This is a genomic window from Acinetobacter sp. Ac_5812, from assembly GCF_013072695.1.
GTDB lineage: Bacteria > Pseudomonadota > Gammaproteobacteria > Pseudomonadales > Moraxellaceae > Acinetobacter.
In genome coordinates this window covers 13,266-37,225 of sequence record NZ_LXUK01000004.1, presented here as the reverse complement: position 1 = coordinate 37,225, position 23,960 = coordinate 13,266, and the positions used below count along the sequence as shown (strand labels likewise).

24 protein-coding genes, 9 pseudogenes and 1 other annotated feature are annotated in these 23,960 nt (G+C 37.9%); of the genes and pseudogenes, 16 read left to right on the top strand and 17 right to left on the bottom strand.

The window, feature by feature from the left end; genetic code table 11:
- A pseudogene (locus A7P55_RS03400) lies at positions 1-880 on the top strand (site-specific integrase); the annotation flags it as partial.
- Positions 881-1,117: 237 nt separating this feature from the next.
- Here A7P55_RS03400 and A7P55_RS03395 read toward each other — a convergent pair.
- The 4 genes and pseudogenes from A7P55_RS03395 to A7P55_RS03380 all read right to left on the bottom strand — a co-directional run bounded on the left by A7P55_RS03395 (position 1,118) and on the right by A7P55_RS03380 (position 4,532).
- Positions 1,118-1,336, bottom strand: coding sequence for a hypothetical protein (locus tag A7P55_RS03395; RefSeq protein WP_000550046.1), 219 nt, complete (start codon positions 1,334-1,336; stop codon positions 1,118-1,120).
- 4 nt (positions 1,337-1,340) lie between these two features.
- Positions 1,341-2,636, bottom strand: a complete 1,296-nt coding sequence (locus A7P55_RS03390) for a Y-family DNA polymerase (protein WP_114392938.1) — start codon at positions 2,634-2,636, stop codon at positions 1,341-1,343.
- Positions 2,637-2,650: 14 nt separating this feature from the next.
- Positions 2,651-3,277 (bottom strand): S24 family peptidase, encoded by a 627-nt coding sequence (locus A7P55_RS03385; protein WP_119686703.1) that lies wholly within the window; start codon positions 3,275-3,277, stop codon positions 2,651-2,653.
- 322 nt (positions 3,278-3,599) lie between these two features.
- A pseudogene (locus A7P55_RS03380) lies at positions 3,600-4,532 on the bottom strand (IS5 family transposase).
- A gap of 55 nt (positions 4,533-4,587) precedes the next feature.
- On the opposite strand from A7P55_RS03380, the pseudogene A7P55_RS03375 reads away from it, so the two are divergent.
- Positions 4,588-4,914 (top strand): annotated as a pseudogene (locus tag A7P55_RS03375) (transposase); the annotation flags it as partial.
- 17 nt (positions 4,915-4,931) lie between these two features.
- Here A7P55_RS03375 and A7P55_RS03370 read toward each other — a convergent pair.
- Positions 4,932-5,459: pseudogene (locus tag A7P55_RS03370) on the bottom strand (IS701-like element ISAba11 family transposase); the annotation flags it as partial.
- A gap of 394 nt (positions 5,460-5,853) precedes the next feature.
- On the opposite strand from A7P55_RS03370, the gene A7P55_RS03365 reads away from it, so the two are divergent.
- Entirely contained in the window at positions 5,854-7,086 is a 1,233-nt protein-coding gene (locus A7P55_RS03365) for an ATP-binding protein (protein WP_115736700.1), read from the top strand.
- A gap of 267 nt (positions 7,087-7,353) precedes the next feature.
- Here A7P55_RS03365 and A7P55_RS03360 read toward each other — a convergent pair.
- Positions 7,354-7,593, bottom strand: a pseudogene (locus tag A7P55_RS03360) (DUF4236 domain-containing protein); the annotation flags it as partial.
- 37 nt (positions 7,594-7,630) lie between these two features.
- Positions 7,631-8,879: pseudogene (locus A7P55_RS03355) on the bottom strand (IS3 family transposase).
- Positions 8,474-8,590 (bottom strand) — a sequence feature (AL1L pseudoknot). (Overlaps the previous pseudogene by 117 nt.)
- A 183-nt stretch (positions 8,880-9,062) precedes the next feature.
- Between A7P55_RS03355 and A7P55_RS03350 the strand changes: the two are divergent.
- From A7P55_RS03350 to A7P55_RS03310, 9 genes and pseudogenes are all read left to right on the top strand, one after another.
- Positions 9,063-10,403 (top strand): serpin family protein, encoded by a 1,341-nt coding sequence (locus A7P55_RS03350; protein ID WP_252727813.1) that lies wholly within the window; start codon positions 9,063-9,065, stop codon positions 10,401-10,403.
- Between the two features lie 307 nt (positions 10,404-10,710).
- Positions 10,711-10,944, top strand: a pseudogene (locus tag A7P55_RS22850) (tetratricopeptide repeat protein); the annotation flags it as partial.
- 223 nt (positions 10,945-11,167) lie between these two features.
- Positions 11,168-11,725, top strand: coding sequence for a recombinase family protein (locus A7P55_RS03340; protein ID WP_171551089.1), 558 nt, complete (start codon positions 11,168-11,170; stop codon positions 11,723-11,725).
- A 416-nt stretch (positions 11,726-12,141) separates the two neighbouring features.
- Positions 12,142-12,744 carry a GNAT family protein gene (locus A7P55_RS03335; RefSeq protein ID WP_119686775.1) on the top strand — a complete coding sequence of 201 codons (603 nt, stop codon included), beginning with the start codon at positions 12,142-12,144 and terminating at the stop codon, positions 12,742-12,744.
- A 335-nt stretch (positions 12,745-13,079) separates the two neighbouring features.
- Positions 13,080-13,367 (top strand): BrnT family toxin, encoded by a 288-nt coding sequence (locus A7P55_RS03330; RefSeq protein ID WP_039890878.1) that lies wholly within the window; start codon positions 13,080-13,082, stop codon positions 13,365-13,367.
- Positions 13,354-13,668: a BrnA antitoxin family protein gene (locus tag A7P55_RS03325; RefSeq protein WP_119686700.1), complete on the top strand. Its 315-nt coding sequence runs from the start codon at positions 13,354-13,356 to the stop codon at positions 13,666-13,668. The genes A7P55_RS03330 and A7P55_RS03325 overlap by 14 nt, the downstream gene beginning before the upstream one ends.
- A gap of 82 nt (positions 13,669-13,750) precedes the next feature.
- Positions 13,751-14,086 (top strand): hypothetical protein, encoded by a 336-nt coding sequence (locus A7P55_RS03320; RefSeq protein WP_000689753.1) that lies wholly within the window; start codon positions 13,751-13,753, stop codon positions 14,084-14,086.
- A gap of 49 nt (positions 14,087-14,135) precedes the next feature.
- A complete protein-coding gene (locus tag A7P55_RS03315) occupies positions 14,136-14,315 on the top strand; it encodes a hypothetical protein (protein WP_001231652.1) in 180 nt (59 codons plus the stop codon).
- Complete coding sequence (locus A7P55_RS03310) at positions 14,312-14,698, top strand: type II toxin-antitoxin system death-on-curing family toxin (RefSeq protein WP_000053135.1); 387 nt, start codon at positions 14,312-14,314, stop codon at positions 14,696-14,698. Before A7P55_RS03315 ends, A7P55_RS03310 begins: the two co-directional genes overlap by 4 nt.
- Position 14,699: 1 nt before the next feature.
- Here A7P55_RS03310 and A7P55_RS03305 read toward each other — a convergent pair whose 3' ends face one another.
- The 7 genes from A7P55_RS03305 to A7P55_RS03275 all read right to left on the bottom strand — a co-directional run bounded on the left by A7P55_RS03305 (position 14,700) and on the right by A7P55_RS03275 (position 18,909).
- Positions 14,700-15,251 (bottom strand): macro domain-containing protein, encoded by a 552-nt coding sequence (locus tag A7P55_RS03305; RefSeq protein ID WP_000755487.1) that lies wholly within the window; start codon positions 15,249-15,251, stop codon positions 14,700-14,702.
- A gap of 5 nt (positions 15,252-15,256) precedes the next feature.
- Positions 15,257-15,940: a hypothetical protein gene (locus tag A7P55_RS03300; RefSeq protein WP_004679038.1), complete on the bottom strand. Its 684-nt coding sequence runs from the start codon at positions 15,938-15,940 to the stop codon at positions 15,257-15,259.
- A 251-nt stretch (positions 15,941-16,191) separates the two neighbouring features.
- The gene (locus A7P55_RS03295) at positions 16,192-16,485 is read right to left on the bottom strand and encodes a type II toxin-antitoxin system RelE/ParE family toxin (RefSeq protein ID WP_119686978.1); all 294 of its coding nucleotides are present in this window, start codon (positions 16,483-16,485) and stop codon (positions 16,192-16,194) included.
- Positions 16,475-16,720 (bottom strand): type II toxin-antitoxin system RelB/DinJ family antitoxin, encoded by a 246-nt coding sequence (locus A7P55_RS03290; RefSeq protein WP_000246756.1) that lies wholly within the window; start codon positions 16,718-16,720, stop codon positions 16,475-16,477. The genes A7P55_RS03295 and A7P55_RS03290 overlap by 11 nt, the downstream gene beginning before the upstream one ends.
- Positions 16,721-16,834: 114 nt before the next feature.
- A complete protein-coding gene (locus A7P55_RS03285; protein ID WP_171551088.1) occupies positions 16,835-18,169 on the bottom strand; it encodes an ISNCY family transposase in 1,335 nt (444 codons plus the stop codon).
- Positions 18,170-18,336: 167 nt separating this feature from the next.
- Positions 18,337-18,702 (bottom strand): hypothetical protein, encoded by a 366-nt coding sequence (locus tag A7P55_RS03280; protein WP_151840884.1) that lies wholly within the window; start codon positions 18,700-18,702, stop codon positions 18,337-18,339.
- 9 nt (positions 18,703-18,711) lie between these two features.
- Complete coding sequence (locus A7P55_RS03275; RefSeq protein WP_151840883.1) at positions 18,712-18,909, bottom strand: hypothetical protein; 198 nt, start codon at positions 18,907-18,909, stop codon at positions 18,712-18,714.
- A 126-nt stretch (positions 18,910-19,035) separates the two neighbouring features.
- On the opposite strand from A7P55_RS03275, the gene A7P55_RS03270 reads away from it, so the two are divergent.
- A complete protein-coding gene (locus A7P55_RS03270) occupies positions 19,036-19,635 on the top strand; it encodes a hypothetical protein (protein ID WP_151840882.1) in 600 nt (199 codons plus the stop codon).
- A 151-nt stretch (positions 19,636-19,786) separates the two neighbouring features.
- On the opposite strand, the gene A7P55_RS03265 is transcribed toward A7P55_RS03270, so the two are convergent.
- A complete protein-coding gene (locus A7P55_RS03265; protein WP_035270373.1) occupies positions 19,787-20,122 on the bottom strand; it encodes a type II toxin-antitoxin system HicB family antitoxin in 336 nt (111 codons plus the stop codon).
- On the bottom strand, positions 20,119-20,367 hold the full coding sequence (locus A7P55_RS03260; protein ID WP_044425274.1) for a type II toxin-antitoxin system HicA family toxin: 249 nt from the start codon (positions 20,365-20,367) through the stop codon (positions 20,119-20,121). The genes A7P55_RS03265 and A7P55_RS03260 overlap by 4 nt, the downstream gene beginning before the upstream one ends.
- 180 nt (positions 20,368-20,547) lie before the next feature.
- Between A7P55_RS03260 and A7P55_RS03255 the strand changes: the two are divergent.
- The 3 genes and pseudogenes from A7P55_RS03255 to A7P55_RS03245 form a co-directional block, all read left to right on the top strand.
- Positions 20,548-21,215: pseudogene (locus A7P55_RS03255) on the top strand (IS3-like element ISAcsp5 family transposase); the annotation flags it as partial.
- 513 nt (positions 21,216-21,728) lie between these two features.
- On the top strand, positions 21,729-22,970 hold the full coding sequence (gene ltrA, locus A7P55_RS03250; RefSeq protein ID WP_071321322.1) for a group II intron reverse transcriptase/maturase: 1,242 nt from the start codon (positions 21,729-21,731) through the stop codon (positions 22,968-22,970).
- A gap of 79 nt (positions 22,971-23,049) precedes the next feature.
- Positions 23,050-23,511 (top strand): annotated as a pseudogene (locus A7P55_RS03245) (IS3-like element ISAcsp5 family transposase); the annotation flags it as partial.
- 27 nt (positions 23,512-23,538) lie between these two features.
- On the opposite strand, the gene A7P55_RS03240 reads toward A7P55_RS03245, so the two are convergent.
- The gene (locus A7P55_RS03240; RefSeq protein ID WP_171551087.1) at positions 23,539-23,946 is read right to left on the bottom strand and encodes a transposase; all 408 of its coding nucleotides are present in this window, start codon (positions 23,944-23,946) and stop codon (positions 23,539-23,541) included.
- Positions 23,947-23,960 lie beyond the last annotated feature (14 nt).

Sequence of the window (23,960 nt, the reverse complement as noted above, 5' to 3'; positions counted from 1 at the left end):
GACAAACCCGGTACGGTTCACTTGGATGGGGCATAGCAGTATTGAGCAAACGGCGTCAAATTACCTTCATGTTTTGGATTTATTAGCAGTCGATCGAATTTATAATTCGCCGTGTATCATTTCAAAAAAAGTATTAGAACAGTGTTTTAGTCCAGTGAAGTCAAGTACAGACTACATAAACCTAAATCGTTATACTCAGCAGCAGAAATGGTTTAATTCTTATCAGCAAACACAGCCAGTTACGATGGCTGGCCGACAAGAAAAGAAGTTTAGTATCGAGAAGAGTACTCTGACACCTTTTCAACGTTTGATAAGTTTTAGAGAAGGGCGTTTAAGCGAAGATACTCAAGCTCAAGAATGGATGCAACGATGTCAATGGATGAGCACTAAATGGATGGATCGCCAAAAAATTTATTTAAAAACGAATTATGTTTATAGTAAGAATTTAGAAGAGAGTTGGTTTGATGAACTTTACGAAAAGGCTAAAAAACTGACTCGTCCAGATGAAATAATTCCTCTCCTTGATTTTCATTATAAAGATGATAGGCAGCAAGATGCACTGAAAGAAAAGAACACGGTTAAGGCGCTTAAAATATTATTATTACTTGGAAAATTGCGTAAGAATTTTCTACATTTTCAATGCCGAATGAAAGGTGATGAGCAACAAATTGTTAATTTTATTACTGGTATAGAGCCAATGTTAGGGGATCATCTGTATTTAGAAAAACAAAACTACCCAGTTAATTTGGATGCTCCTGAGCGAACCGTTAAATTTAGTTTTCAAAGAGTTGTCGGTTCTAACAAAAAAAATGTTACTCCGCTGGTTATATTTAATTTAATGTTAAAAATGATGCAAGAAGATGAACTCTGGATCAAATAGCCTAAGCATCTTAAAAAGGGGAAATTTAAAAGCTTTAGCATCACAGTTTCGTCACTGGATTTTAGACACTAGTGTAAATTGGTAAATCGCTGAGCTAAAGTGTTGTAGTCCAAACTCGATATGACAGTTACCCATTTTATAGTGTGCCTGTCAGGTTAAATTTGAGCTAAATTATTCTCAGCCCAAATCCGCTTCCAATCAAATAATGATTCAAGTGGCGTGCCGCCTCTGCTCAATCTAATTCACAGTACCTAAAACAGGTATCAACTTCGGCCCAGCCATTCTCGCTTTGCTAATGATATCCACCAGCTCATAATAAGTCAGTTCAAACTTATCATCACTATCAAAAACATAAACCATGTTCTTGCCTTCATGTTCTTGCGGAGTAGGTGGTACAAATCGTTTCGGGATTAGGAGTTGAGTAATTTGTTCGTCAGTTAATTTAAATAAGTGCATGTTTTTATCCTACTCTAGGTAAGTCAGACCATTTTGTTAAATACGATGGTGATCTAAGGTTTTGATTCATGTGCCATGAGGCTTCTTGATTGTTGGCAATGCCTAGCGTAACGAGATTCTTCCCAAACCGTTCACTGATGGCTTCAATAACATCTGAAAGTTTTTCGCGCTCTTGCTTATGCGAATAGTCCGTGAATAGATCAGGCACAAATTTGGATTTATCCTTAATTTCTAAAAGTACGATTCCTGCCTTTTTATACTTAAAACCCTTCTTAAATATCTGATCGATACCTTTCATTGCAGCCTTGGTGATAAGTAACCAGTCGTCTGTATGCTCATGCATCTGAACTACGGTGTATGGAGTGTAACGCTCAGTCTTATCAAATCGACTGGTTTGAATATAAACCCCAATCATCTTGCAGATTGAGCCATCATCACGCATTCGCTTTACTGCTCTGGCTACATAGAGTCGCACCGAAGCCTTTAGATCATCCACTTCATACACAGGGCTGCCATATGAACGGCTGCTGATAATCTGCTTTTTGGCTACTGCATCATCAGTCAGGTCGATACAAGACAAACCCTGTAACTCAAGTACTGTCTTTTCCATGACGATGCTGAATTGCTTTTTAATTTCTTTAGGATTGGCGTTAATCAGATCTAGAACAGACTGGATGCCCATAGCATTGAGTTTCTTGCAGTTCTGCCTGCCGACTCCCCAAACATCAGATACATCGACTTGCGCCAGTAAAGTCTCAGCAGAGCACTGGTCCATATGAACTAAATTACACACGCCACCAAAATACTTGTTCTTCTTGGCTAAATGATTGGCAATCTTGGCTTCAGTTTTAGAGCGACCGATTCCAATACAGCAGGGTAGGCCTAACCATTGGAATGTTTTAATTCTCATATCTTGCGCATATTCTGTCAGGTCAAATAAGTGCTCATACGCTGTGAGCTTTAGGAAGCATTCGTCAATTGAATAGACTTCTTGCTCTCCAGGTGCAACATAACTCCCGAGAAGCTCCATAAAGCGTCTGGACATTTCACCATACAGAGAGAAATTACTCGAGAGAACCTGAATGTTATGTTGTTTGATCAAATCCTGAATCTGAAATACAGGAACCCCCATCTTTATACCTAAGTCTTTTGCTTCTTGGCTTCTTGCCACGGCACAGCCATCGTTGTTGCTGAGCACAATGGTTGGGCGATCATTTAGGGCAGGGTTAAACACACGTTCACACGAGACGTAGCAATTATTCACGTCAACTAACGCGAATATTTCATTTTCACTTTTCATTTTTATTCTTCTTTTTATGAACGGTGATGAATACGTTTTAAATTAAAAGTCACTACACCCCAAATAGATATTGTCTGACTGTCGTTGGGAATGATGTGATTGTATCTAGGATTCTCAGCTTTTAACCAAAGGTCTGGAAGAGGGTAGTCTTCATCTCCGAAAATCTCTTTGATTTCAGACTTAGACATCTTGCTTGTAATCATTAACCGCTTAATTGTCGAAGAACTATTATCAATTAATGCAATTACGATATCGTAGTGCTTTGCTTCTATACTGCGATCAACAATGATCGGATCATTAATCTCAAAACCTGCATCAAGCATCGATTCACTGTCTACGTAAGCGATAAATGTAGAAATAGGGTTATGAATAAGGAACTCATTCAGATCGAGTGCTTTATCTTGTTCATCCTTGGTACTAAATGCAGGACCAGCAGGAATGCGCTCTAAAGAGACTGGAATTGAGACTTTGGATTTGGGTAGTACTGCGGTTAACCCTAATTTCTCAACAAGTTCATTTTGAACAGCGATTTGTTCTAGAACTGTATTGATGGTAGGGCTTGGCTTACCCTCTGGACCCATGAGATCTTGCAAAGATGACCATGCGTCATCAGAGAAGTAGATGGGCAACTTCTTAGACATGTGATACTCCTACGCTACAGTGGCGTGTTTGGAAGTAGAATTTGTCTAAATATGATATTACTAACAGGGATTAAAATTCAAATTTAAAAAGTTGTGGATAAACAAGGAGAAGTCAAAATAAGTCGTTTTGTTTCTGCTCATCGCGTGGAAAAGTGACGAATTCATCAAGCATGTGAAAGAAACCCCAACCTTGGCAATAGTTACCGACATAAAATACCTTAAATAACATAAATAGTATTTTAATAAACATTATATATAACAGATATATAGGGCTTTATTGCATAAAGGATTTAAAGGCAAAGTTCTCCTAGGTGCCTCAAATTTAAGTGACAACTTGAGTATGAGGTCGGACTAATTCTGTAAATTTATTTAAAATAGCTATACGGGAATGTGCCTCATTGACTTGGCTTTGAAAGTTCCTAGCACTGAGTTTATCGCCTAATAATTTGATGCAATGCATCTTAGTTTCGACCAAACTTCGGTGATGATAGCCTGACCATTTTTTCCATAGTGTCCTGCCGAAACGTTTAACTGTTCGAAGTAATTCATTTCGCTCTCGCGAATGAACTTTGTTATCTTTCCAAGGCTTTGCATTTTTTCTGGGTGGAATCACGGCATACGCTTGCCGATCTGCAATGACCTGACGGCATTGTTTTGTGTCATAAGCCCCGTCTGTATAGAATGAATCAATCTGCTCATCTAATGGGATTTGATCAAGTAAATTTCCAAGAACTTGCGAATCACTGATATTATTTGTTGTCAGCTGAACTGCTCGTATTTGCAGGGTTTTAGCATCTATACCGATATGCAGTTTACGCCATTTCCGACGGTATTCAGGCTGATGTTTCTTACGCTTCTATTCTCCTTCACCTAAAAATTTTAAACCCGTAGAGTCGACGAGTAGGTGTAACCCATCACGACTTTTCTGATAGCTTATCGCAATATCAATATGCTTTTGTCGTCTACAGAGGGGGGAGTAATCTGATGCTGTCCAATTCAAGCCACTGAGTTTAATCAGGCTTTGAGCAAAGCCAGTGACCATACGTAAAGAAAGACAGAATAGAGATTTGATCATTAAACAGCATTGAATCGCTGTATTGGAATAAGTTTGATTTCGTCCGTGCTTGCCTTGTGGTTGTGCATACCATTGGGTCTTTGGATCAAACCAGATTGAAATATTCCCTCGCTTGATTAAAGCTTGGTTATACGAGGACCAATTGGTTGTACGGTAGATTTTAGGTGCAGGCTTCTTCATCTGGAAATTATATTGCTGAAGAAGCCTTCAAGAATAGCTTTGTGCAACAAAGCCTATTGTGCATCAAGATGAAGATGATTTATTGTCCTTTGATGGTTTTCATGAATTACATTCAAGTCATTGGAAAATAGAACAATATCACCGAGTGATTAAACAGGTTTGTCATATTGAAAAGTTTCAAGTAAGACGATCTAAACTGATTTCGAATCATATTTTTTCAGCCTTGATGGCCTACGTTGAGATACAAAAGAACCAGTTTGAGCGGATCTTTGAAAATGTATATCGTTGGCAGAAGAAGTTATTTAGACCAATGATCAAAAACTTCATTGATGACTTTATTCTCGATAAAAATCATCTGCTACCACAGAGAATCTATAAATAATACTGCGTAAGTCCTACATGTTTTCTTATGGTTTTTAGATTTCCAGTCGATGAATACCAACTATCACCTGTAATAAATTGAATCTTTGCACCCCAACTGAGTACTTCACTTAACATATCCATAAAGTAATCATTCTTGGTTTTACCTTCAGATTTGTCATAAATTCGGAAATTAATTGGAATATTTTGACCATTTTGATCTGTCGCATACAAGGTAATGAGATTAATACCCTTGACGGATCGGTGGTGTTTGCCTGACCAAAAATAGCTAACTAAGTCCATATGCTGACTATATGGTTTATCTAAAACAGTATCATCAATACTGACTATAAGTTTATTATTATCAATATGTTGAATTGCTTCTTGATATAGGTCGTGAGGTGTGTAGTCTTCACGTTCTAGAAAGCGATTTACACTATCATGCGAGATGTTATAAGTCTCGGCAAGTTGTGTGCAGCTAATAGAGTTCGGTTCTGTCATGAGAAAGCCCATATAAATGGGTAGAGTACAAGTTGCTGTAGAAGCATTTTTAATTCGTCTGATCACAGATACTTTATAAAGTATTTTAATACTTTTTTGAATCCGTCAATGCGTAAGTCCTATGATCTTAAAAAATAAACCTTTTAGCAATTCATACGCAATAAGGCTGATACCATTAGCACAACAAAAATGAGTTCCACTCTAGTTAACATCTTAGTTCCATTTACTTTTCACTTAATTTATTAGCCGTTAAGTCGTAGCATCAATGAAATAACATGACATGGAAAATAATCAAAAAAGATAGAATCTAGATTTTTATTACATTTACTATCCGTATACTTCAACAGCAGCTTTGAATGTTTCACTTAACCTTTAAACTTTTATTAAAATTAAATATATTTACACATGTATTCTAAAATTTGATAGAATTTATTAAAACTTTAGATTTTAAGTGTAAATAATGAGAAGCGCTAATATTCGACGTGATGGTTACTTAAAATTTCTGAATACATGGCAAGACCGTGATGTCATTAAAGTACTTTCAGGTGTGCGTCGCTCTGGAAAATCCACCTTATTGGCGATGTTTCAACAAGACCTAAAAGCACAGGGTATACAAGCCGAAAACATCATTGCCATCAACTTCGAATTTATGGAATTTGAAGAACTCACCGATTACCGTAAACTACATGATTATGTATTGTCTAAAGTTGATAAAAGTAAAAAAAACTATGTTTTTTTAGATGAAATACAACATGTTACAAATTTTGAGAAAGTAGTCGACTCTTTATATGTTCGGGATTATATCGATTTATATATTACAGGCTCAAATGCATTCTTTCTAAGTGGAGAACTTGCGACTTTACTTACAGGACGCTATATCGAGCAACACGTTCTACCTCTGTCATTCCAAGAATTTAAACAGTGGCATATTGAAAATAATCCGATCATCCAACAATTATCCAATCGTGATTTGTATGCCATGTATACGCGCAGTAGTTTCCCTTATACGCTTGCCATGACTAGCCAGCAGGAAACTTATGATTACTTGCAAGCGGTCTATGCCAGTGTAATGTTTAAAGATGTTATTCCCCGTTTGAATACTGCCGATATTAACTCTCTCGAGCGTGTCGCAAGATATTTGGCAAGCGTGACAGGCTCACCTATTTCCATCAATAAAATTAAAAATACCTTTGTTTCAAGTGGGGTTAAAATTTCATTTGAAACAGTGAAACGCTATATTCAGGGCTTACAGGACAGTTTGTTATTTTATAGTGCCGCACAATTTAAAGTACGCGGGCGTGAGTTATTACAATCCTCTGAAAAATACTATTTAGTTGATGTCGGATTGCGCCGGATTATGTTGCCTGATGCTAATGCTGATCAAGGTCATATCTTAGAAAATGTGATTTATCTTGAGCTTGTCAGACGAGGTTATACGGTCTATGTAGGGCGGGTTGATGAATATGAAATTGATTTTGTTGCTGTCGATACTTTACAGAATTTAACTTATTATCAGGTGGCATTAGAAACGCTCAATGAGGAGACACTCAGCCGAGAGTTACGTCCATTACAGAAAATTTCTGATTCGTATCCCAAGTATTTGCTTACCTTAGACACGATAGGGACTGAAGCGAATTATAATGGTATTGTAAAAATGAGTGCTCTCGATTGGTTGCTATCTGAAAATAAGTAAAGTTGAGGGTAGACATGGATACTCTTATTAATTAAAACTCAAAGACTTTTCAGCATCATTCAAGAATGTATTCAAGCATAATTTCTGCTCCAATTGTGATGGATCGATTTACCTCGATTCGATTGAGTCAGACTATCATGATTGAGCCAGAGTCGCTTACTGAAAGTAGCGAGAATTGCGCTGGAGTTTCTGAAGGATATTAATTCCTTAGTTTGCCCATTCATCCATCTGGGCATTTTTTTTGATCAAAATACAATGCTGTTCTTGCTAAAAAATGACGGCACTCACAATAAAACACAATATTCCAAAAATAATCCAAGGCCATATCTTTGCCTTCGGTTGTTCTAAATTCTGAGGATTATATTCCGTGTGTTCTAGCGATGTCGGTTGTGGAACACGGGTCTTTTTAGAGTAAGGCTGGTGTTTAGAGTAAGATAGTCCCGTACCTGGAATACCGACACTGGTTCGCGTACCTTTTTTCCCAATATTTAGAGAAGCACCAGGTTTGAACCGTACCGGGTTTTTCGGAGACTTTTTATTTAAGTTAGGCCACCTGACCTAACGGGTTAATCTTATCATAGTACATTGATTCAAAATCAAAAGGTGGCACATAACCTAGTGCACTGTGTACACGCTTTTTATTGAACCAATCTACCCAGTTTAATGTCGCAAGTTGTACATCCGCTAAACCTTGCCAATCTGCTTTTAAATATTCAATCACCTCTGTTTTGTATAAGCCATTCACCGTTTCAGCCAGAGCATTATCGTATGAATCACCAGTCGTACCGACTGATGCTCGTAAATTTGCTGCTTCTAAACGATTGGTATAGCGAATGGAAAGATATTGCACACCTCTGTCGGAATGATGAATCACATTCTTTGGCATGCCTCGATCATGCAATGCTTGCTCCAATGCATCGAGCACCATATCTGTATTCATTCGTGTAGATACTTTGCATCCAACAATTGCTCGTGAGAACACATCAATAATAAAGGCGGTATAGACCCAGCCTGAATGAGTTTGAATATAGGTAAAGTCAGCAACCCACAAGTGATTAGGCTGATCAGCTCTAAAATTCCGTTTCACCAAGTCAGGTGCTCGTTTTTGGTCATCTCGGCTACGGGTGGTTTGTTTGTTCTTACCTCGCCAAACACCTTGTATACCTAGTTTTTTCATTAATCGAGCAACAGTACAGCGTGCAATAATATAGCCTTCACGTTTTAATTTTTGCCAGACTTTACGTACACCATATCGACCTGAACTTTCCTTCCAAATTCGTTTAATCTCCTCAGCATGATGCAAGTCATGTAAATCTCGCTTTGCTCGATGTTCCCTTGCGAAGCAATGCTTCTCATCGCAGAGATCTAGAGTCCGGTAATAGGTTGAAGGTGCTATCGGTAAAATTCTACAAATCGCATCAACACCATATAAGTCTTTATTGTTATGGATGAAATCCACCATTATTTGTGTGGGCGGTCGAGCTCCGCCTGGGCGAAAAAAGCGGCTGCTTTACGTAGAATCTCATTGGCGCGTTGCAGTTCTTTATTTTCGCGTTCGAGTTGTTTGATACGTTCTTGGTCTGAAAGCTGCTGTACTTTAACTGGATTTTGTTTATCTAAATATTTTTGATACCAAACACGTAATGTTTCAGGAGTACAACCCTTGCGCAGTATACTGCTCAGGGTGCAATAGCTGTGATTGCAGCCCAATTCGATGGATAATCTTTTTCGGATTCAATCAATAATTGAACCGCTCTATCTCTGATTTCAGGGGTATATTTAGGTTTTTTCATCGGAACATTCTCTCAGGAAAGTTAGTCTCCGACAAACCCGGTACGGTTCACTTACCAAACTAGGCTAAACGATTGTATGGAAGTGATAATAGAATGGCATCGTATAAACCCTAGATTATTAGTGAAGCAAATATGAAGAATAACCAGTATTGTTATCTTAAAAAAGTACCCAGTAACCGTATTATGAGCGCATTGGCAATCACTAGCCTATTATTGATTGTCAGTGGCTGCGACAGTACTATAAAAGAATCTAATCCTACTGACATTGTAGCCAATAGCGCACCAAACCCATATAACACATCCCTGTCAGATAAGAATAAAAATAACTCCAATTATAAAGCCGTTAGCAAAGATGGCTTTATTGCTGCTGATGACTCTACCTCTACCCCAGACGGCATTGAAAAAGTCATCAATGCCAACAACCAGCTCGCCGTTGATATATATCAGCAGATAAATGGTCAACCTGATCGAGTAGATAAAAACGTATTTTTCTCGCCCTATAGCCTATCTACTGCCATGGCAATGCTCTATGCCGCAGCTGAGGGTGAAACAAAGCAGCAAATTCAAAAGACCTTTCACTATCCATCAATGGATACTCTTAATCCCAATAGCGCTGCGCTCTATAATCAATTTAACAAACCCAATCCCGATTATAAACTTGCCACGGTCAATGACTTATGGATGCAACAAGGGCTAACACCTAATAAGGCATACGTCGATACTGTGCAACGCTATTATGGCGGCCAAGTGACCACCCTTGATTTTGAAGATAATCCTGATCCTTCACGCCTCATTATTAATAAAAAAATCGCTCAGCATACCAACCAGCTGATCCCTGAATTACTGCCAAAAGGCAGTATTAAAAAAATTACGGTCGCCGTGTTAACCAACGCCGTCTATTTTAAGGGCGATTGGAAAATGCCTTTTAAGGTTCAAAGCACCAGTGAGCAGCCTTTTTATAATCATAGCGGTACAAGCTCCCCTATCAAAATGATGCATACACAGGCGGATTTTGGTTATAGCGAGGACAAACAGGTGCAGGTCGTGCAATTGCCTTATAAAGGGGACGACTTGTCCATGCTCATAGTATTGCCCAAAGTAAAAGACAAGGCCGCCATGCAGCAATTAGTGAATGAGTTGAGCGTTGATAAGATCAAACAGTGGAATAAAGGCTTAGTTACGCAAGAAGTGAACCTACACTTACCAAAGTTCAAGCTTAAAGAGCGCTACGACATGAAAGGTCTGCTGTCAGATATGGGCATGCCCATTGCTTTTGAAGACAAGGCTACCTTCAAACTGTTTGATCAGCCTTTATCTACCAAGATAGATGAGGTCTATCATCAGGCGGTGGTCATCGTGGATGAAAAAGGAACTGAAGCAGCAGCAGCGACTGGCATTGTAGTATCTACTCAATCTGCCTCTGCTCCACCACCTGTTTTTAAAGCCGATCACCCGTTTCTTTTTATGATTAAAGACAATAAAACTGACGCAATACTATTTTTAGGTCAAGTGAATAAGCCTTAGTGGGAAACCACCTTAACTAGGGTATACCAATTAATTTACTTTTTCTCATACGGCTGTCCTAAATAATTTTACTTATCTAGGACAGCCCCAAGTATTTTATTGATAAGATACTTAATAGACAATTTTTAATCACTGAGCCGCACCTATGATTTTTCCTAGAACCAAGTTAACCGCCACTTCTTGCGTTGTCTTCTTATCGCCTATACTGCTTGTAGGCTGTCATAAAATACATAGCACAACGAATTCACAAACTTCTCAGATGCAACCGCGAATTGAAGAAAATGGTGAGCTTATAAAACTAAACAGATTAGCCGAACAAGGCAATGCTGAAGCACAGTATAGACTTGGCTTGATGTATGACATGGGTGAAGACGTAAATCAGGATTATAGCAAAGCGTTTGAATGGTATGAAAAATCTGCTAATCAAGGACTCGCAAGTTCACAAAGTAAACTGGGTTCAATGTATCGTTATGGCAAAGGAGTAGAGGTAAATCATGCTAAAGCGACGGAATGGTACTTTAAAGCCTATGAGCAAGGGGATGAGATAGCTGGTTATCAACTTGGCACGATATATATCTCAAACAAAGACAAACTTAGCCATTAAAAAAAACTACTCTTATGGCATATAAGCCAGTTTTTAATAGGATATAGCCTAACGGAACAATTTAAGACCTAATAAAATCAGACTTAAAACCGTATCTATAGACTTAATTTTATATTTCGGTACAATATGTATCTATAACTCCAATATCTAACGGTACAAAATGCCTAATCAGGTTGGCTACATCCGAGTCAGTTCATCGGAACAAAATACGGAACGTCAATTGGATGGAATCCACCTCGATAAGACCTTCATAGAGAAGGCAAGTGGGGGTAGCCGTGAACGTCCTCAATTGCTCGCTATGCTCGAATATCTGCGTGATGGTGATACGGTGCATGTTCACAGTATTGACCGCCTGGCACGTAATACGAATGATCTGAACGACATTGTGAACAGCCTGAATGATCGTGGCATAACCATCATTTTTCATAAAGAAAATCTGACCTTTAGCCATGATGTTGCACAGTCGGCAATAAATAGGCTCATGTTCCAAATGCTTGCTGCATTTGCAGAATTTGAACGCTCCATGATCCGTGAACGGCAAAAGGAAGGTATTGCTAAAGCCAAAGCGAAAGGCTTATATAAGGGCAGAAAGCGTAAAGTTGATTATGCAGAAATACAAAAAGCCATGCAGGAAGATGGCTCGACTTTTAGAAGTGTGGCAAAACAGTTTGGAGTAGGGATTGCTACAGTTCAAAGGGCAGTAGGGCAAAAGCCTTAATGATGACCAGTCATCAAGGATCGGAGAATATTTTATGCAGCTGTGAGTTCCGTAATTTTCTTTTTCAACACTGATACTTGTACGGCTGAAGATCGAAAGCTATTTCTGCATCTGCATTGAAGGCTGTTAATACCCCGGCTTTTGGAGCCGTTTTTTTAGACCCTATGATTAACCACGATTGTTTAACTAATATGAACAAAGTCGTGAAACATTGGTCAAAGAATAGGCGTGGAACGTGAAAAATCATAAAAAAAACCCAAACAGTGATGTTTGGGCTATAAACTTTGAAATAAGTATTTGAATTTCAAAATAAATTATACAAAACACATTTCGTATAAGGTGTATTATGTTAATTTTAGAAATTATTAACTCAATAGAACCACTTGTATTCAGCTCAAATGTCGTAAAGGGAAAGTATTGTGAAAGAATTAGAATTATTTGATCATGTTGTTTTGAATAAAAGTAATATCCGTTTAATTCCCTTATCTTTTGAACATGAAAGTGGGCTTATGGAAGCATGTAAAGATGGTCAGCTATGGAAGTTAAGAGTGACATCAACACCACATTATTCTGAGGTTCATCAATATATTGAAACAGCTCTAATACAAAAACAGGAAGGTACACGTTATCCATTTGTTGTCATTGAAGAAAACTCTGGGAAAATTCTAGGTACAACTAGTTATCATGATGTTCTTTTGAACGTGAAACGCTTAGAAATAGGTTATACCTGGTATGCAAAATCAGTGCAGCGTACGCATGTCAATACGACATGTAAGTTGCTATTACTACAATTTGCTTTTGAACAGTTAAATATTGAGACGGTTGGACTTCGCACTGATATTTTTAATATTAAAAGTCAGCGAGCAATTGAAAGATTGGGCGCAAAAAAGGATGGGATAATTAGAGGTCATGCTTTACGTAAAGATGGTACAACTCGAGATACCGTAATGTACAGTATTATCAAAAGTGAATGGACTAACATAAAAGCACATCTAATTGATTTATTAGATAATTATTAACTATAAGATTTTATTACACTAATACATTAGGATTATGATTTAACATAAAAACTCTTATTCGCAATTATAAAAACTGGAATTTTCCACCAATTCACCATCCATTTAACATAATGGCGGTTATACGAAGTACACTTGTATATTAATTGAAATATCAACTACTTAATAAAACAAGAAAAATCCCAAAATGCCCAAAAATCCGATTTTGAAACAAGTTGGATTTTTTATGAGCAGTTTTGATAGTTCTTGCCAATAAATTTGACTAAAAATTACGCTTCTCAACTTGAGTGATACAATTTTGTGATACATTATTGTATATACAAATTTGAATGTTTTTTATGGAACAGTATTTCGAATGGGATGAGGCAAAGAATCGAAAGAATCAGAAAAAGCATGATGTCTCTTTCGAAACGGCAAGCCTTGTTTTTGAAGATCCTCTAAGGATCTCAATCCAGGACAGACATACCGATGGCGAAGAACGTTGGCAGACCATTGGAAAAGTGAAAGGCGTACTAATGCTCTTAGTAGCTCATACCATCTTTGATGAAGATGACTGTGAAATCATAAGAATTATTAGTGCAAGACAGGTAACAAAAGCGGAGCGAGATAAATATGAGCATGGTTAGACACTCACGCAAAGAACTGAATGAAAAATTCAGCGACAAGCAAGATGCTGAAATTCAACGCTTGCTTGCTAAGGGAACGGTTCCTGACGATCAGCTAGATCTCTCAGATATGCCTGAAATTACCGACTGGAGCAATGCTGTACGCCACAATCAATTCTATCGACCATTGAAGCAACAAACATCTATTCGTTTAGATGCTGACGTACTTGCATGGTTCAAAGCACAAGGTAAAGGTTATCAGACACGCATGAATGAAATCTTGCGGGATGCCATGCTAAAAGAATTAAAAAAACATCAGTAAAAATGGGAGCTTAGGCTCCCATTTTTGACTTCGCATAAGGTGTATTATGTTAATTTTAGGGAAATTAATCAGTTGATGAAAAATGAAAATAGGAATTTTTTGGTTTTTGCAAAAGCAAGTTATCGGCATAGCTCATCCATTCAATTTAAATGATGCAGATTCAATAGGCTTAATTGATAGTCCATATACACATGTCGATTATTGGAAAAATATGCAAAGTGTATACCCAGAACTACGTCATTATGAATATGAACAGATTCCAAGGGGTAGGGTAATTTTCGACGCAAATAAAGAAAAAGCAATCGTGTATATGGACAAAAAACTATTTAACACAGTAACAGCCACTAAAATTTATGATTTCTTTGATATAGATTCAGAAAATGCTATTCCAAGAAAAGATCCTCACTATCGTACTTAATTGTTTAATTTAGGCTAAAATAAAATTCTCTTTTAATAGGGGTATGAAGATGAGAAAGCGTTTAAAAGACTATAGCCTTGATCAAATTTCAAATCGCGAAAAGGTTTCGGGTCAAGTATTACCAATCCAATTTAGCAATGACGAAGCGACTAAACGTGTTGTGATGCATAGTGCAAAACGAGTCATTAATCAGCATAAAGCTGAAATCCAAGAGCTTGCTTATAAATGAGTTTGATTAGCTCAACATTCGTCATTGCTGTGCATGATGAGATCCTATTACAAACTGGCGTAGGGCGAATAGGCTGTCATATTGAAAAGCTAGAAAGCGTATTAAGCCGTATAGATCAGCAGATGTATTACAGCAATGTAAGCGACATTTTTGAGATCGCAGCATGGTTTGGTATAGCTATCTCAAAAGGTCATGCTTTTGTTGATGGTAATAAAAGAACTGGTTTAGCTGTAATGCTGACTTATCTCGAAATTCAAGGTGTTACCATTCAGGAACAAACAGGTTTAGATGACTTGATGGTCGATATTGTTGAATCACAAGAAGAACATGAATTATTAGCCAAAATTGTGGCTGAATTCTTATACGAGCTTTCGATAATTTAAACTAAGAAATCAGAATCTGAATATTTGGATCATCGATATTCGATAAAAGATTCTTATAAATTAAATAATTTTCATCCTCTCGGCAGATAAAAAATACTTCTGCAACATGATCATATTGAGGCAACATAGAGAGTATAGTGCCAATCGCAATTTCAGCAGCCTTTTGAGGTGGAAAACCATAAACACCTGTACTAATACATGGAAAAGAAACAGTGAGTGCATGAATTTCATTAGCTTTGAATAGTGCATTACTATAAGCATCACAAAGCAATTGTGGCTCATTGTGTTCGCCATCTAACCATCGTGGTCCAACCGCATGAATAAGGTATTTAGCAGGCAGATTACCTGCTGTTGTTACTTCTGCTTGACCTGTAGGGCATCCACCTTTTTCTTGATTTAGACGAACACATTCTTCTTTCATCAATGGTCCAGCTTTTTTATGAATCACATAATCAAGTCCACCACCACCAAGCAAAGATTTATTTGCTGAGTTAACGATGGCATGTACAGCAAAAGCTGTTATATCTGCTTGGATGAGATGGACTTTTTTCATAAATTTTATGCAATACCGCGATCTTTTTTAAATTGAGAAATAATAGGATTTAATTCAGATCCACAGAATTCAATATACTCATTTGTAATTCCACGACCACTAGAAGGATGTGGCAACCCAACTACAGTGCAGTTTTCAAATTTATTGATATAAGCCAATGAGCCATGATAATCAGGCATTCTTAATGTTTGCAATTTTTCAATTTCATTGCCCATAATTGGAGTGAATTTATCCCTTACTTTATAAAATTTTAGTACCTTAGTTAAAAGCTCACTTCCCATAAACAGAATTACTTTAGGTCTAAGTTCTTCTATATGTGCTATGAAATTATCAACATTTTCATCTTGTTTGTAGAAAGGAATTGCAGAACGAGATTTTTTTGATTCTACAGCCCAATTAGTTTGTACAATCATTTTGTCGAAAGCATCGCCTAAGCCTTCCTCATTTAGAGGATGCCCCCACATAGAAAACCAAGTTCTAATTCTTTTATCGTATTTAATCCATGTCTTAGCAACATCACCATATCGCAATGATTTATTAGAAAAGGTACATTCTTTAGTCATATCTATTATAACTTCTTGCCCCTTACTTTGTGATTCTTCACCCCATTCATAACCACAAATCATTAATCCGTTTTTATCATTAAAGCCTGCGAAAATTGAATTTGCTAAATTTAGACTTTTTTCCATTTTATCTTCTCTGATACTTTTAAGATTCAAATTATCACATATATTTCATATATATCAATCATTTATATTTATTGGATTAGTGATGTAATTGCATCAACGGTTTTAACGAGGCTCTAGGTATCGCAATATTTATAACAAAAAATATATTTCATATAAATCATTTATATGGAAAGTTTTTTATAGATATAAAAATACACTTAACATAAAATCTCTTATACGAATGCAAAAATGGGAGCTATAAGCTCCCATTTTTAGTCTTTAATGCGCTTTTTAGCTTCGTCATAAACTATGCTATCAGCTCGTTTCCCGACTGTGATGAGCAAGATAACTACCTGATCATCTTTAACTTGATAGACAAGTCTGACACCAGCTTTTAATAATTTAATTTTATAGCAACCTGCAAGATCCCCTCTAAGCATATTCTTTGGAATATGTGGCTGCTCTATGACTTTGGCTAGTTTCTTCTTAAATTGATCTCGTATAGCAACAGGGAGTTTTTCCCATTCTGCTTTAAAGTCTTTGTGACGTAAAAGCTTATAAGTCATCTAATGTGACTTCCTCAAACATCTCTTTAGGGTCATTAATGCGCTTACGGACAAGAGCTAATAATTCTTCATCTTCTTCTGAAAGCAGAGCTTTTTTGACAGGTAGTTTCCCAGTCGTAGCAACATATTCAAGAATACTAGTAAAGAAATCTGTAGGTGCAATACCTTGTTCTTTAAGGATGGAATAGGATTTTTCTTTAAGGGCTTCATCGACCCTGAAGTTAACAGTAGCCATCATATCTCCCAGTTATTTAATGTGCTAAGAGTACTGTAATGCAAATTGCATTACAAGTCGTGTTATTCACCAATTAAAATGTCTATGCGATAAACCATTTAAAATGTCCTGTTTTTAACCACAAGAGTCAAGCACAGGATTTAAATTTCTTTGTCCAATAACAGCTTTCTGAGCTTTACGGCTCGGCATACTTTTCTTGGCACGGGAACGTTTATTCTGTTTCTCCAATTCTTCATGTTGTTGCTGGATATGCGCCAGGACTGAACCTAACCGTTTATTCTCAACAATCTCATTTTGCTGCAGCCCAGCCAATTTATTGAAGATGCTGTAGTTGAGCTTTCGTCCTTCATGCATGAGGGCCACAGTGCCATCCGGATACTCCAGAAATGAAACGTATTGCCCAGCAAGCTTATGATTCAGCTCTGTCGGTTCAAGCAGATAAATACATTTGTCATAGGTAATCGTCAGGTTCTTGGTGACCTTACGCGGTTCCTGCCAGGTAAAAATATCATCCAGTTCAAGATCAGATTCGGTTAATGGTCGATGCAGGTTCTTTGAGTTTCGCGCACATTTGGCGAACTTCTGATTGAACTGCTCAATAAAGCAGGGCAACCAGGCATTTGCTTCTGCAATCGAACAGATGCCTTCCAGGCGCATCTCCTTGATCAAACGGTCCTGAAGGGTTCTATTCGCTCGCTCTACGCGACCTTTGGCCTGGGGTGAATTGGCGAAGATAATATCAATGTTTAACTCATTCAGAATCCGCCCAAATTGCGTGATCTGGCTGTCTTGCCTGGATTTCTGGTTGACTCTAAATACCGAGTGTTTATCGCTATAAAAGGCCAAGGGCCTGCCGTATTGCTCAATGTAGGCTCGGGTTGAAAGCATATAGTCAAAGGTCGTTTCAGCCTCACAAAAGCGTAGATGCAACAGCTTGCCGGTAGCATCATCGATATAAACCAGCAAACAGCATTTGGTGGCTCTTCCTTCAAACCAGTCATGATATGAGCCATCAATCTGGATCAGCTCACCGAAGCAATCACGGTTATAGCGTGGCTGGTATGGGCGTTTTAGACGTTTGGATCGCGGAATCCAAAGGTCATTTGCAGTCATCCAGCGCCGAACCGTTTCTACCGGGATATTCAGGTCAAACATGCTGCTGAGCTTCTCATGCGCCAAGGTAGGTCCAAAGCCCAGCAGATGTTCAGAAATAATGGAAAGACATTGCGATTTTAATAAATCGTCATGGCGATGATGGCCCGGTTGACCACGACTGGCATGCGTCATGCCTGAAACACCATCTTGATTGAGCTTCTGCAATAACCGGGTAATTTGACGGGTGGAAAGATTCAGGATTTCAGCAGCACGGACTTGGGTAATACGATGATCTCGAACGTCTTGCAGAACAGCAAGACGTTGAATTTCTTTGTCAGACATAGTGATCAGCATCTATATTTCATATCCAGTCTATGATGTTTAAACCATCATAAACTAGACATTTTTATTGGTGAGAATATAGACACTTTAAATGGGTTCTAACAAGTCGACTTCGTATAACCGCCATTATGTTAAATGAGATCTAGCCATCTAAAATTAGGCGTAGATCTAATTACTAATTAAGGGTTATTCTCAAACCATGAATTAGTGGTAGCTATACAATGTTGACAACGCATATCTTGCTCTAAATAAGCACCTAAGAGACTGTCTTCATCAACAAAGCCATTACCTAGACATGAACCATCTTCGCCAGTCATCCCATCACAAGATACTTCATGGATTAACGGCTCAATTGCAGTTTCATAATGAAATTTTTGGTTAGGACTCATCTTTGTAAAGTTCTCAGGATGTGCCACTAGAAATTTAGCTACACCAATACTAGCATCTGTATTCTTAATCCCATTCTCTTCTGCAAGATCAGTAATGTATTCTTCACAATTGTCTACAAGATGGTGTAGAACATTAATTTGATGTGCACTTAACATGATTGTTTCCTATTCTTCCGAAATATGTTTTTCACATAAAGCACATTCTTCACCATAGGCAGATTCGTAACTACCGTTGATATGAACTATTGGAGATTCTTCTACAGTAGAATATTTTTGAATACACTCGTCACACACATTTGCTTGAGGATATTGATCAGCTGCTCGATCAGCAGACATATCTCCCCATATAGTACAAAGTTTCATATCTTCTCCTTTTTTATATTTTGAATGTATAAAGTGCTATTTTAAGACATAAGATTAAGTTTGATATTGGATAATATTCCGCTTATCTATATGATTCACCTTGTTTTTATTATACATCTGAATCTAATGGCAAACGAAGTAAATTCTAAATTAAAAGCTTTACAGCGAGTCTATGAAATCAGCGTAAATACAAGAAATTTTGAGATTACTCAACTTACTAACAGAAATAACTATTATATGTTATTTCAGGGAGTACTTTTAGCTGCCGTTTTTAGCAATCAAGCTAGTAAACCACTTGTAGAATTTATTATATGTTTAGCAGGAATTGGGGTTTCATATAATCAAATTAACGTTGCCTCTGGTGCAAAATTTTGGCAAGAATATTGGGAGTTTCAAGCGAGTGAAGCTGAAAAATCTTTAAAGATATATACGCAGAAATATTACGATTATGAATTTACTGATTTATTCAATCTTGATTCAGATAATATGAAAAATAAGGTGATACAAAGATTTACTGATAAATTAAATAATCAAAGTTTTTTTGATAAATTTTATACTAAACGAATCTTAAAAAGATATTCTGTAAGTAGAGCACCTATATATACAGCAGCTGTCTTGTTTGTCTGTTGGGTTGGATTGTTTTTACATACTTTAGAATTCGTATGGTTTTTTGATTTTCTTAATCAACTTATTGTTGGGCATTTCTTTAATCCAACAGGGAAATAAGGAATTATTTTCTAGATATAGCTAGGCTATAATTTTTAAGATTTCCTAAAATTAACATAATACACTTATGCGAAATCAAAAAAGGGAGCTGTAAGCTCCCTTTTTTACTAATTTTTTTCAATTTTTAGATGTCAATCTAGGCTTCAATAAATTAAGCACCTAAACGCATTAATTTCTCTTGAATCGCATCGCTTACAAAAGCATTAAGAGAATTATCACTTGATGCTAAAACAGCTTTACGGTGTAACTCAGGACTAATACGGACATTAAATGTACCTTTGAATGGCTGATCGGGTTTTTTACCTAATTCAGCACAAGACTCTAAATATCCATCGACAGATTCCTGAAAAGCTTGTTCAAGAGTTTTTAATGTTTCTGCTTCATAAGTGATGAGATCACGGATAAATGCAAGCTTTCCAAATAACTCACCTGTTTCAAGATCAGGTTCAATTGTACCTAGATAACCTTTGTATTTTAAATAGCTCATAAAAATCCCTCCTGCTTGAGTGCCTGTTTTACAGATTTCAAAGCCCCACCTTTGATTTCATTTTCAGGGTGTGGCCTGTGCAGTAAAATCATGTGTTCAGTTTTCGTATTAAAAAAACGGACACGAGAGCCTGCCATTTCAAATTTTTCATAGCCGAGCTGATTCAGTAAAACGACTAAATCTTTATACGGAAATGTATTTTTTGAATTTCCAAATTTTTCCAGTAACTTTTCCGTTTTACCCATACTTCAGCCCTACTGCTATTGCAACTAAGTATAGTTACTTTTAAATAATAATTGCAACTATATTTAGTTGCAATTTCGTATAACAGCCATTATGATGTGGTTCTAGGATTTTAGACCACGTCTATAAGTGATAATCTACTCCCCAATAAGCATGGGAAATGCTTGTTTTTGGAGTCAACCATGACACGAAGAAAACGTCGTAATCATTCAGCAGAGTTTAAAGTTAAAGTTGCTCTCGCAGCAATTAAAGGCGACCACACACTCGCTGAACTTTCTACTCAATTCGATTTACATCAAAACCAAATCATCGATTGGAAAAATCAACTGCTTGAGCAATCAGTCAATATTTTTTCACGACCAACAGCACAACAAGAACCTGAGATTGACCTCAAAGCTTTACATGCCAAGATAGGACATCAGGCATTGCAAATTGATTTTTTAGAAGGTGCGCTCAGAAAAATAGGGCAGCTGAGCGGCAAAAAATGATCGATAAGACCCATCAACTTTCGGTACGACAACAATCGCAATTGATTCAAATCAATCGCAGTACGTTGTATTACAAGCCCAAAGAGATTTCATCAACTGATTTGAGTTTGATGCGTCTAATCGATGAAATTCATCTCGACTACCCATTTATGGGCAGTCGAATGATACGAGATATGCTACAGCGTCAAGGGCATCAAATAGGTCGGCGTAAAGTCCGACGTTTAATGCGCTTGATGGGAATACATGCTTTGTATCCAAAACCCAATACCAGTAAGCCTAATCTTGCACACCGTATTTTCCCATATCTGTTGAAAAACATGGTCATCGATCACTCTAATCAAGTCTGGTGTACAGATATCAGTGTGCCGCAGCAAGCGGCGTAAGAGATGAGGGTATGGCCCCTCGCTATCGGCTTGCAGGAGCAGGTAGCAAACCACCATAAGCGGCTTGGATCAAAAGTCCCGGTCGTGAGCGTTATGGAAAAGGCGTTGTACAGGCGTCAGGTAAGAATTAGGAAGGCGAACACCAGTGAACTGCCGTTCAAGTGTCGAAAGTACTCAAATGACATCAAAACCGGGGATGGATGTTGCCCCGCGATCAGTTTGGCCGTTACCTGCTTACGGGCCATTCGGTGTCCGGCGTAGAGGCAGCGCGATCCTAATTCAGGCTTTTACGTTGAACTGCGGGAACCTTCGGTGGCGATGTCAAGCGAAAGGTACAAGCTCAAAAGGCAAGGCCGATAATAGCAATGCGTCACCAAGGGGCGGAGCAGCTCGTAGTAGTGTTGAAGTTACTGTAATGGTAATGGAGCGAAGGGGCTGCATTATCCAGGTCTGCGGTCTTGTCAACTGCACAAGCAGGAGGAACAAGGCTTTATGACCAAACCATTTAACATTCCTAAAGCGTTAATTTGGGAGGCATTCAAGAAAGTCAAAGAGAATGGCGGTGCTGCAGGCATCGATCATGAATCTATTGAGCAATTCGAACACCACTTAAAAGGCAACCTGTATAAACTATGGAATCGACTTTGTTCAGGCAGTTATTTTCCACCGCCAGTCAAAGGTGTTCCGATTCCAAAGAAATCAGGTGGGGTACGTATGTTAGGCATTCCAACAGTAGCGGATCGAGTAGCACAAACAGCTGTCAAGCTTATATTGGAGCCACAGATTGATCCTCTATTTCATCCAAACTCTTATGGATATCGTCCAGGGCGTTCAGCCCATGATGCGATAGCTGTGGTGAGACGACGAAGTTGGGAGTATGACTGGGTTGTGGAATTTGATATCAAAGGTCTATTTGATAACATTGACCATAATCTACTCATGCGTGCACTTAAGAAACACTGCGAAATTCCATGGATTCTTCTCTATGTAGAACGCTGGTTAAAAGCACCTATGCAAAATGTAGATGGTCAAGTTTTAGAAAGGAATCACGGCACACCGCAAGGTGGAGTTATCAGTCCTCTATTGGCTAATTTATTTATGCATTATGCTTTTGACATGTGGATTACCAAGAATCTTGCGAGTGTAAGATTCTGCCGCTATGCGGATGATGGAGTAATTCATTGCCGAAGTTTATCTCAAGCCAAACTTGTTTTACAAAAGATTGGTGCACGATTTCGTGAATGTGGACTCGAATTGCATCCAGATAAGACAAAGATTGTTTATTGCCAAGATGTGAATCGTCGCCAAGCATATCCAGATGTTCAATTTACTTTTCTCGGGTACACGTTTAGGCCCCGTAAGGCTGTGGACAAGTATAAAAGAGTTTATGTAAATTTCTCTCCTGCAGTCAGTCGTGATGCACTTAAAACAATGCGACAGACTATTCGGAAATGGCATCTACATCTGATGTGTAATCGCGAATTAAGTGATTTATCTGCAATATTTAATCCAATTCTTCAAGGCTGGCAGCAATACTATGGTCGATTCCATGGTTCAGCAATGTCAGCGATCTGGCAACACATGAATGCTTATCTTATACGCTGGATGAGGCGTAAGTATAAAAACTTGGCCCGTCATAAAAGACGGGCTAGATATGCCTTAGGGCGACTTGCGCGTGATTTTCCAAATGCCTTTGTGCACTGGAAAATGGGATGTTTACCATCGGTTGGATAATGGGAGCCGGATGAGCTGAGAGGTTCACGTCCGGTTCTGCGAGGGGCTAAGGGTGAGATTCCCTTGGTCTACTCACCCGTACATTCCTATGGCTAAAGGCTTTGTCTATCTGTGTGCAATTATAGATTGGCATAGTCGTAAAGTACTGGCTCATCGAGTATCGATCAGTATGGAAACAGACTTTTGCATAGATGCGTTGCAAGAAGCAATTGTGAAATATGGTTGTCCTGAGGTGTTTAATACAGACCAAGGCAGTCAATTCACAAGCGAGGCATTTTTGAATGAGTTAAAATTGCGAAATATCCGTATCAGTATGGATGGGAAAGGACGATGGATGGATAATGTAATGATTGAGCGTTTATGGCGCAGTGTGAAGCATGAGGAAGTCTATTTGAAGGCTTACGATACGGTTAAACAAGCGAAACAATCAATTGCTGAATATTTGGATTTTTATAACATGATACGTCCTCATTCAAGTTTGAATAAGGCAACACCGGATGAATTTTATGATCAACATTTACTAAAAGTAATGGCAGCATAATTTAAATATTTAGAGCGGATTTATCACTTATAAAACTGAATTGAGTGGTCTAATTAACGGAACCACATTACTGTATGCAGGAAGCCAAAGAGTTTTATGCCCTTGTTGTTCCAATAACTCCTGAATATCTGCTCTTTTATGAAATGCTGCATTATCCATAACCACTACACTATTTTCTGGTAATGCTGGTATGAGGAATTGCTCAATCCAAAAATGAAAAACATCTGAATTGATTTTGCAGTCAAATAAACCGACTGAAAATAACTTACCCTCATGGATTGCTCCAATGGCATTGGTCTGATTCTTTAATTGCCAATTATATTGCCCTAAACAGGGTACTCCTTTTCGTGAGTAGCCATGAGGTCTATAATCATGTGACTTAAAACCACTTTCATTCAGATAAATAATCGGATGGTTTTTTTCTAATTCATTCACTTGCAGAATAAATT

Bases quoted from the DNA above. Each gene is read 5' to 3' on its own strand.
- A7P55_RS03385 (WP_119686703.1), bottom strand. From the start codon at position 3,277: ATGTCTAAGAAGTTGCCCATCTACTTCTCTGATGACGCATGGTCATCT.
- A7P55_RS03315 (WP_001231652.1), top strand. From the start codon at position 14,136: ATGAGAAAGCGTTTAAAAGACTATAGCCTTGATCAAATTTCAAATCGC.
- A7P55_RS03265 (WP_035270373.1), bottom strand. From the start codon at position 20,122: ATGAGCTATTTAAAATACAAAGGTTATCTAGGTACAATTGAACCTGAT.
- A7P55_RS03340 (WP_171551089.1), top strand. From the start codon at position 11,168: ATGCCTAATCAGGTTGGCTACATCCGAGTCAGTTCATCGGAACAAAAT.
- A7P55_RS03290 (WP_000246756.1), bottom strand. From the start codon at position 16,720: ATGGCTACTGTTAACTTCAGGGTCGATGAAGCCCTTAAAGAAAAATCC.
- A7P55_RS03310 (WP_000053135.1), top strand. From the start codon at position 14,312: ATGAGTTTGATTAGCTCAACATTCGTCATTGCTGTGCATGATGAGATC.
- A7P55_RS03270 (WP_151840882.1), top strand. From the start codon at position 19,036: ATGGCAAACGAAGTAAATTCTAAATTAAAAGCTTTACAGCGAGTCTAT.
- A7P55_RS03390 (WP_114392938.1), bottom strand. From the start codon at position 2,636: ATGAAAAGTGAAAATGAAATATTCGCGTTAGTTGACGTGAATAATTGC.
- ltrA (WP_071321322.1), top strand. From the start codon at position 21,729: ATGACCAAACCATTTAACATTCCTAAAGCGTTAATTTGGGAGGCATTC.
- A7P55_RS03280 (WP_151840884.1), bottom strand. From the start codon at position 18,702: ATGTTAAGTGCACATCAAATTAATGTTCTACACCATCTTGTAGACAAT.
- A7P55_RS03365 (WP_115736700.1), top strand. From the start codon at position 5,854: ATGAGAAGCGCTAATATTCGACGTGATGGTTACTTAAAATTTCTGAAT.
- A7P55_RS03305 (WP_000755487.1), bottom strand. From the start codon at position 15,251: ATGAAAAAAGTCCATCTCATCCAAGCAGATATAACAGCTTTTGCTGTA.
- A7P55_RS03300 (WP_004679038.1), bottom strand. From the start codon at position 15,940: ATGGAAAAAAGTCTAAATTTAGCAAATTCAATTTTCGCAGGCTTTAAT.
- A7P55_RS03330 (WP_039890878.1), top strand. From the start codon at position 13,080: ATGGAACAGTATTTCGAATGGGATGAGGCAAAGAATCGAAAGAATCAG.
- A7P55_RS03325 (WP_119686700.1), top strand. From the start codon at position 13,354: ATGAGCATGGTTAGACACTCACGCAAAGAACTGAATGAAAAATTCAGC.
- A7P55_RS03285 (WP_171551088.1), bottom strand. From the start codon at position 18,169: ATGCTGATCACTATGTCTGACAAAGAAATTCAACGTCTTGCTGTTCTG.
- A7P55_RS03320 (WP_000689753.1), top strand. From the start codon at position 13,751: ATGAAAATAGGAATTTTTTGGTTTTTGCAAAAGCAAGTTATCGGCATA.
- A7P55_RS03275 (WP_151840883.1), bottom strand. From the start codon at position 18,909: ATGAAACTTTGTACTATATGGGGAGATATGTCTGCTGATCGAGCAGCT.
- A7P55_RS03350 (WP_252727813.1), top strand. From the start codon at position 9,063: ATGAGCGCATTGGCAATCACTAGCCTATTATTGATTGTCAGTGGCTGC.
- A7P55_RS03260 (WP_044425274.1), bottom strand. From the start codon at position 20,367: ATGGGTAAAACGGAAAAGTTACTGGAAAAATTTGGAAATTCAAAAAAT.
- A7P55_RS03295 (WP_119686978.1), bottom strand. From the start codon at position 16,485: ATGACTTATAAGCTTTTACGTCACAAAGACTTTAAAGCAGAATGGGAA.
- A7P55_RS03395 (WP_000550046.1), bottom strand. From the start codon at position 1,336: ATGCACTTATTTAAATTAACTGACGAACAAATTACTCAACTCCTAATC.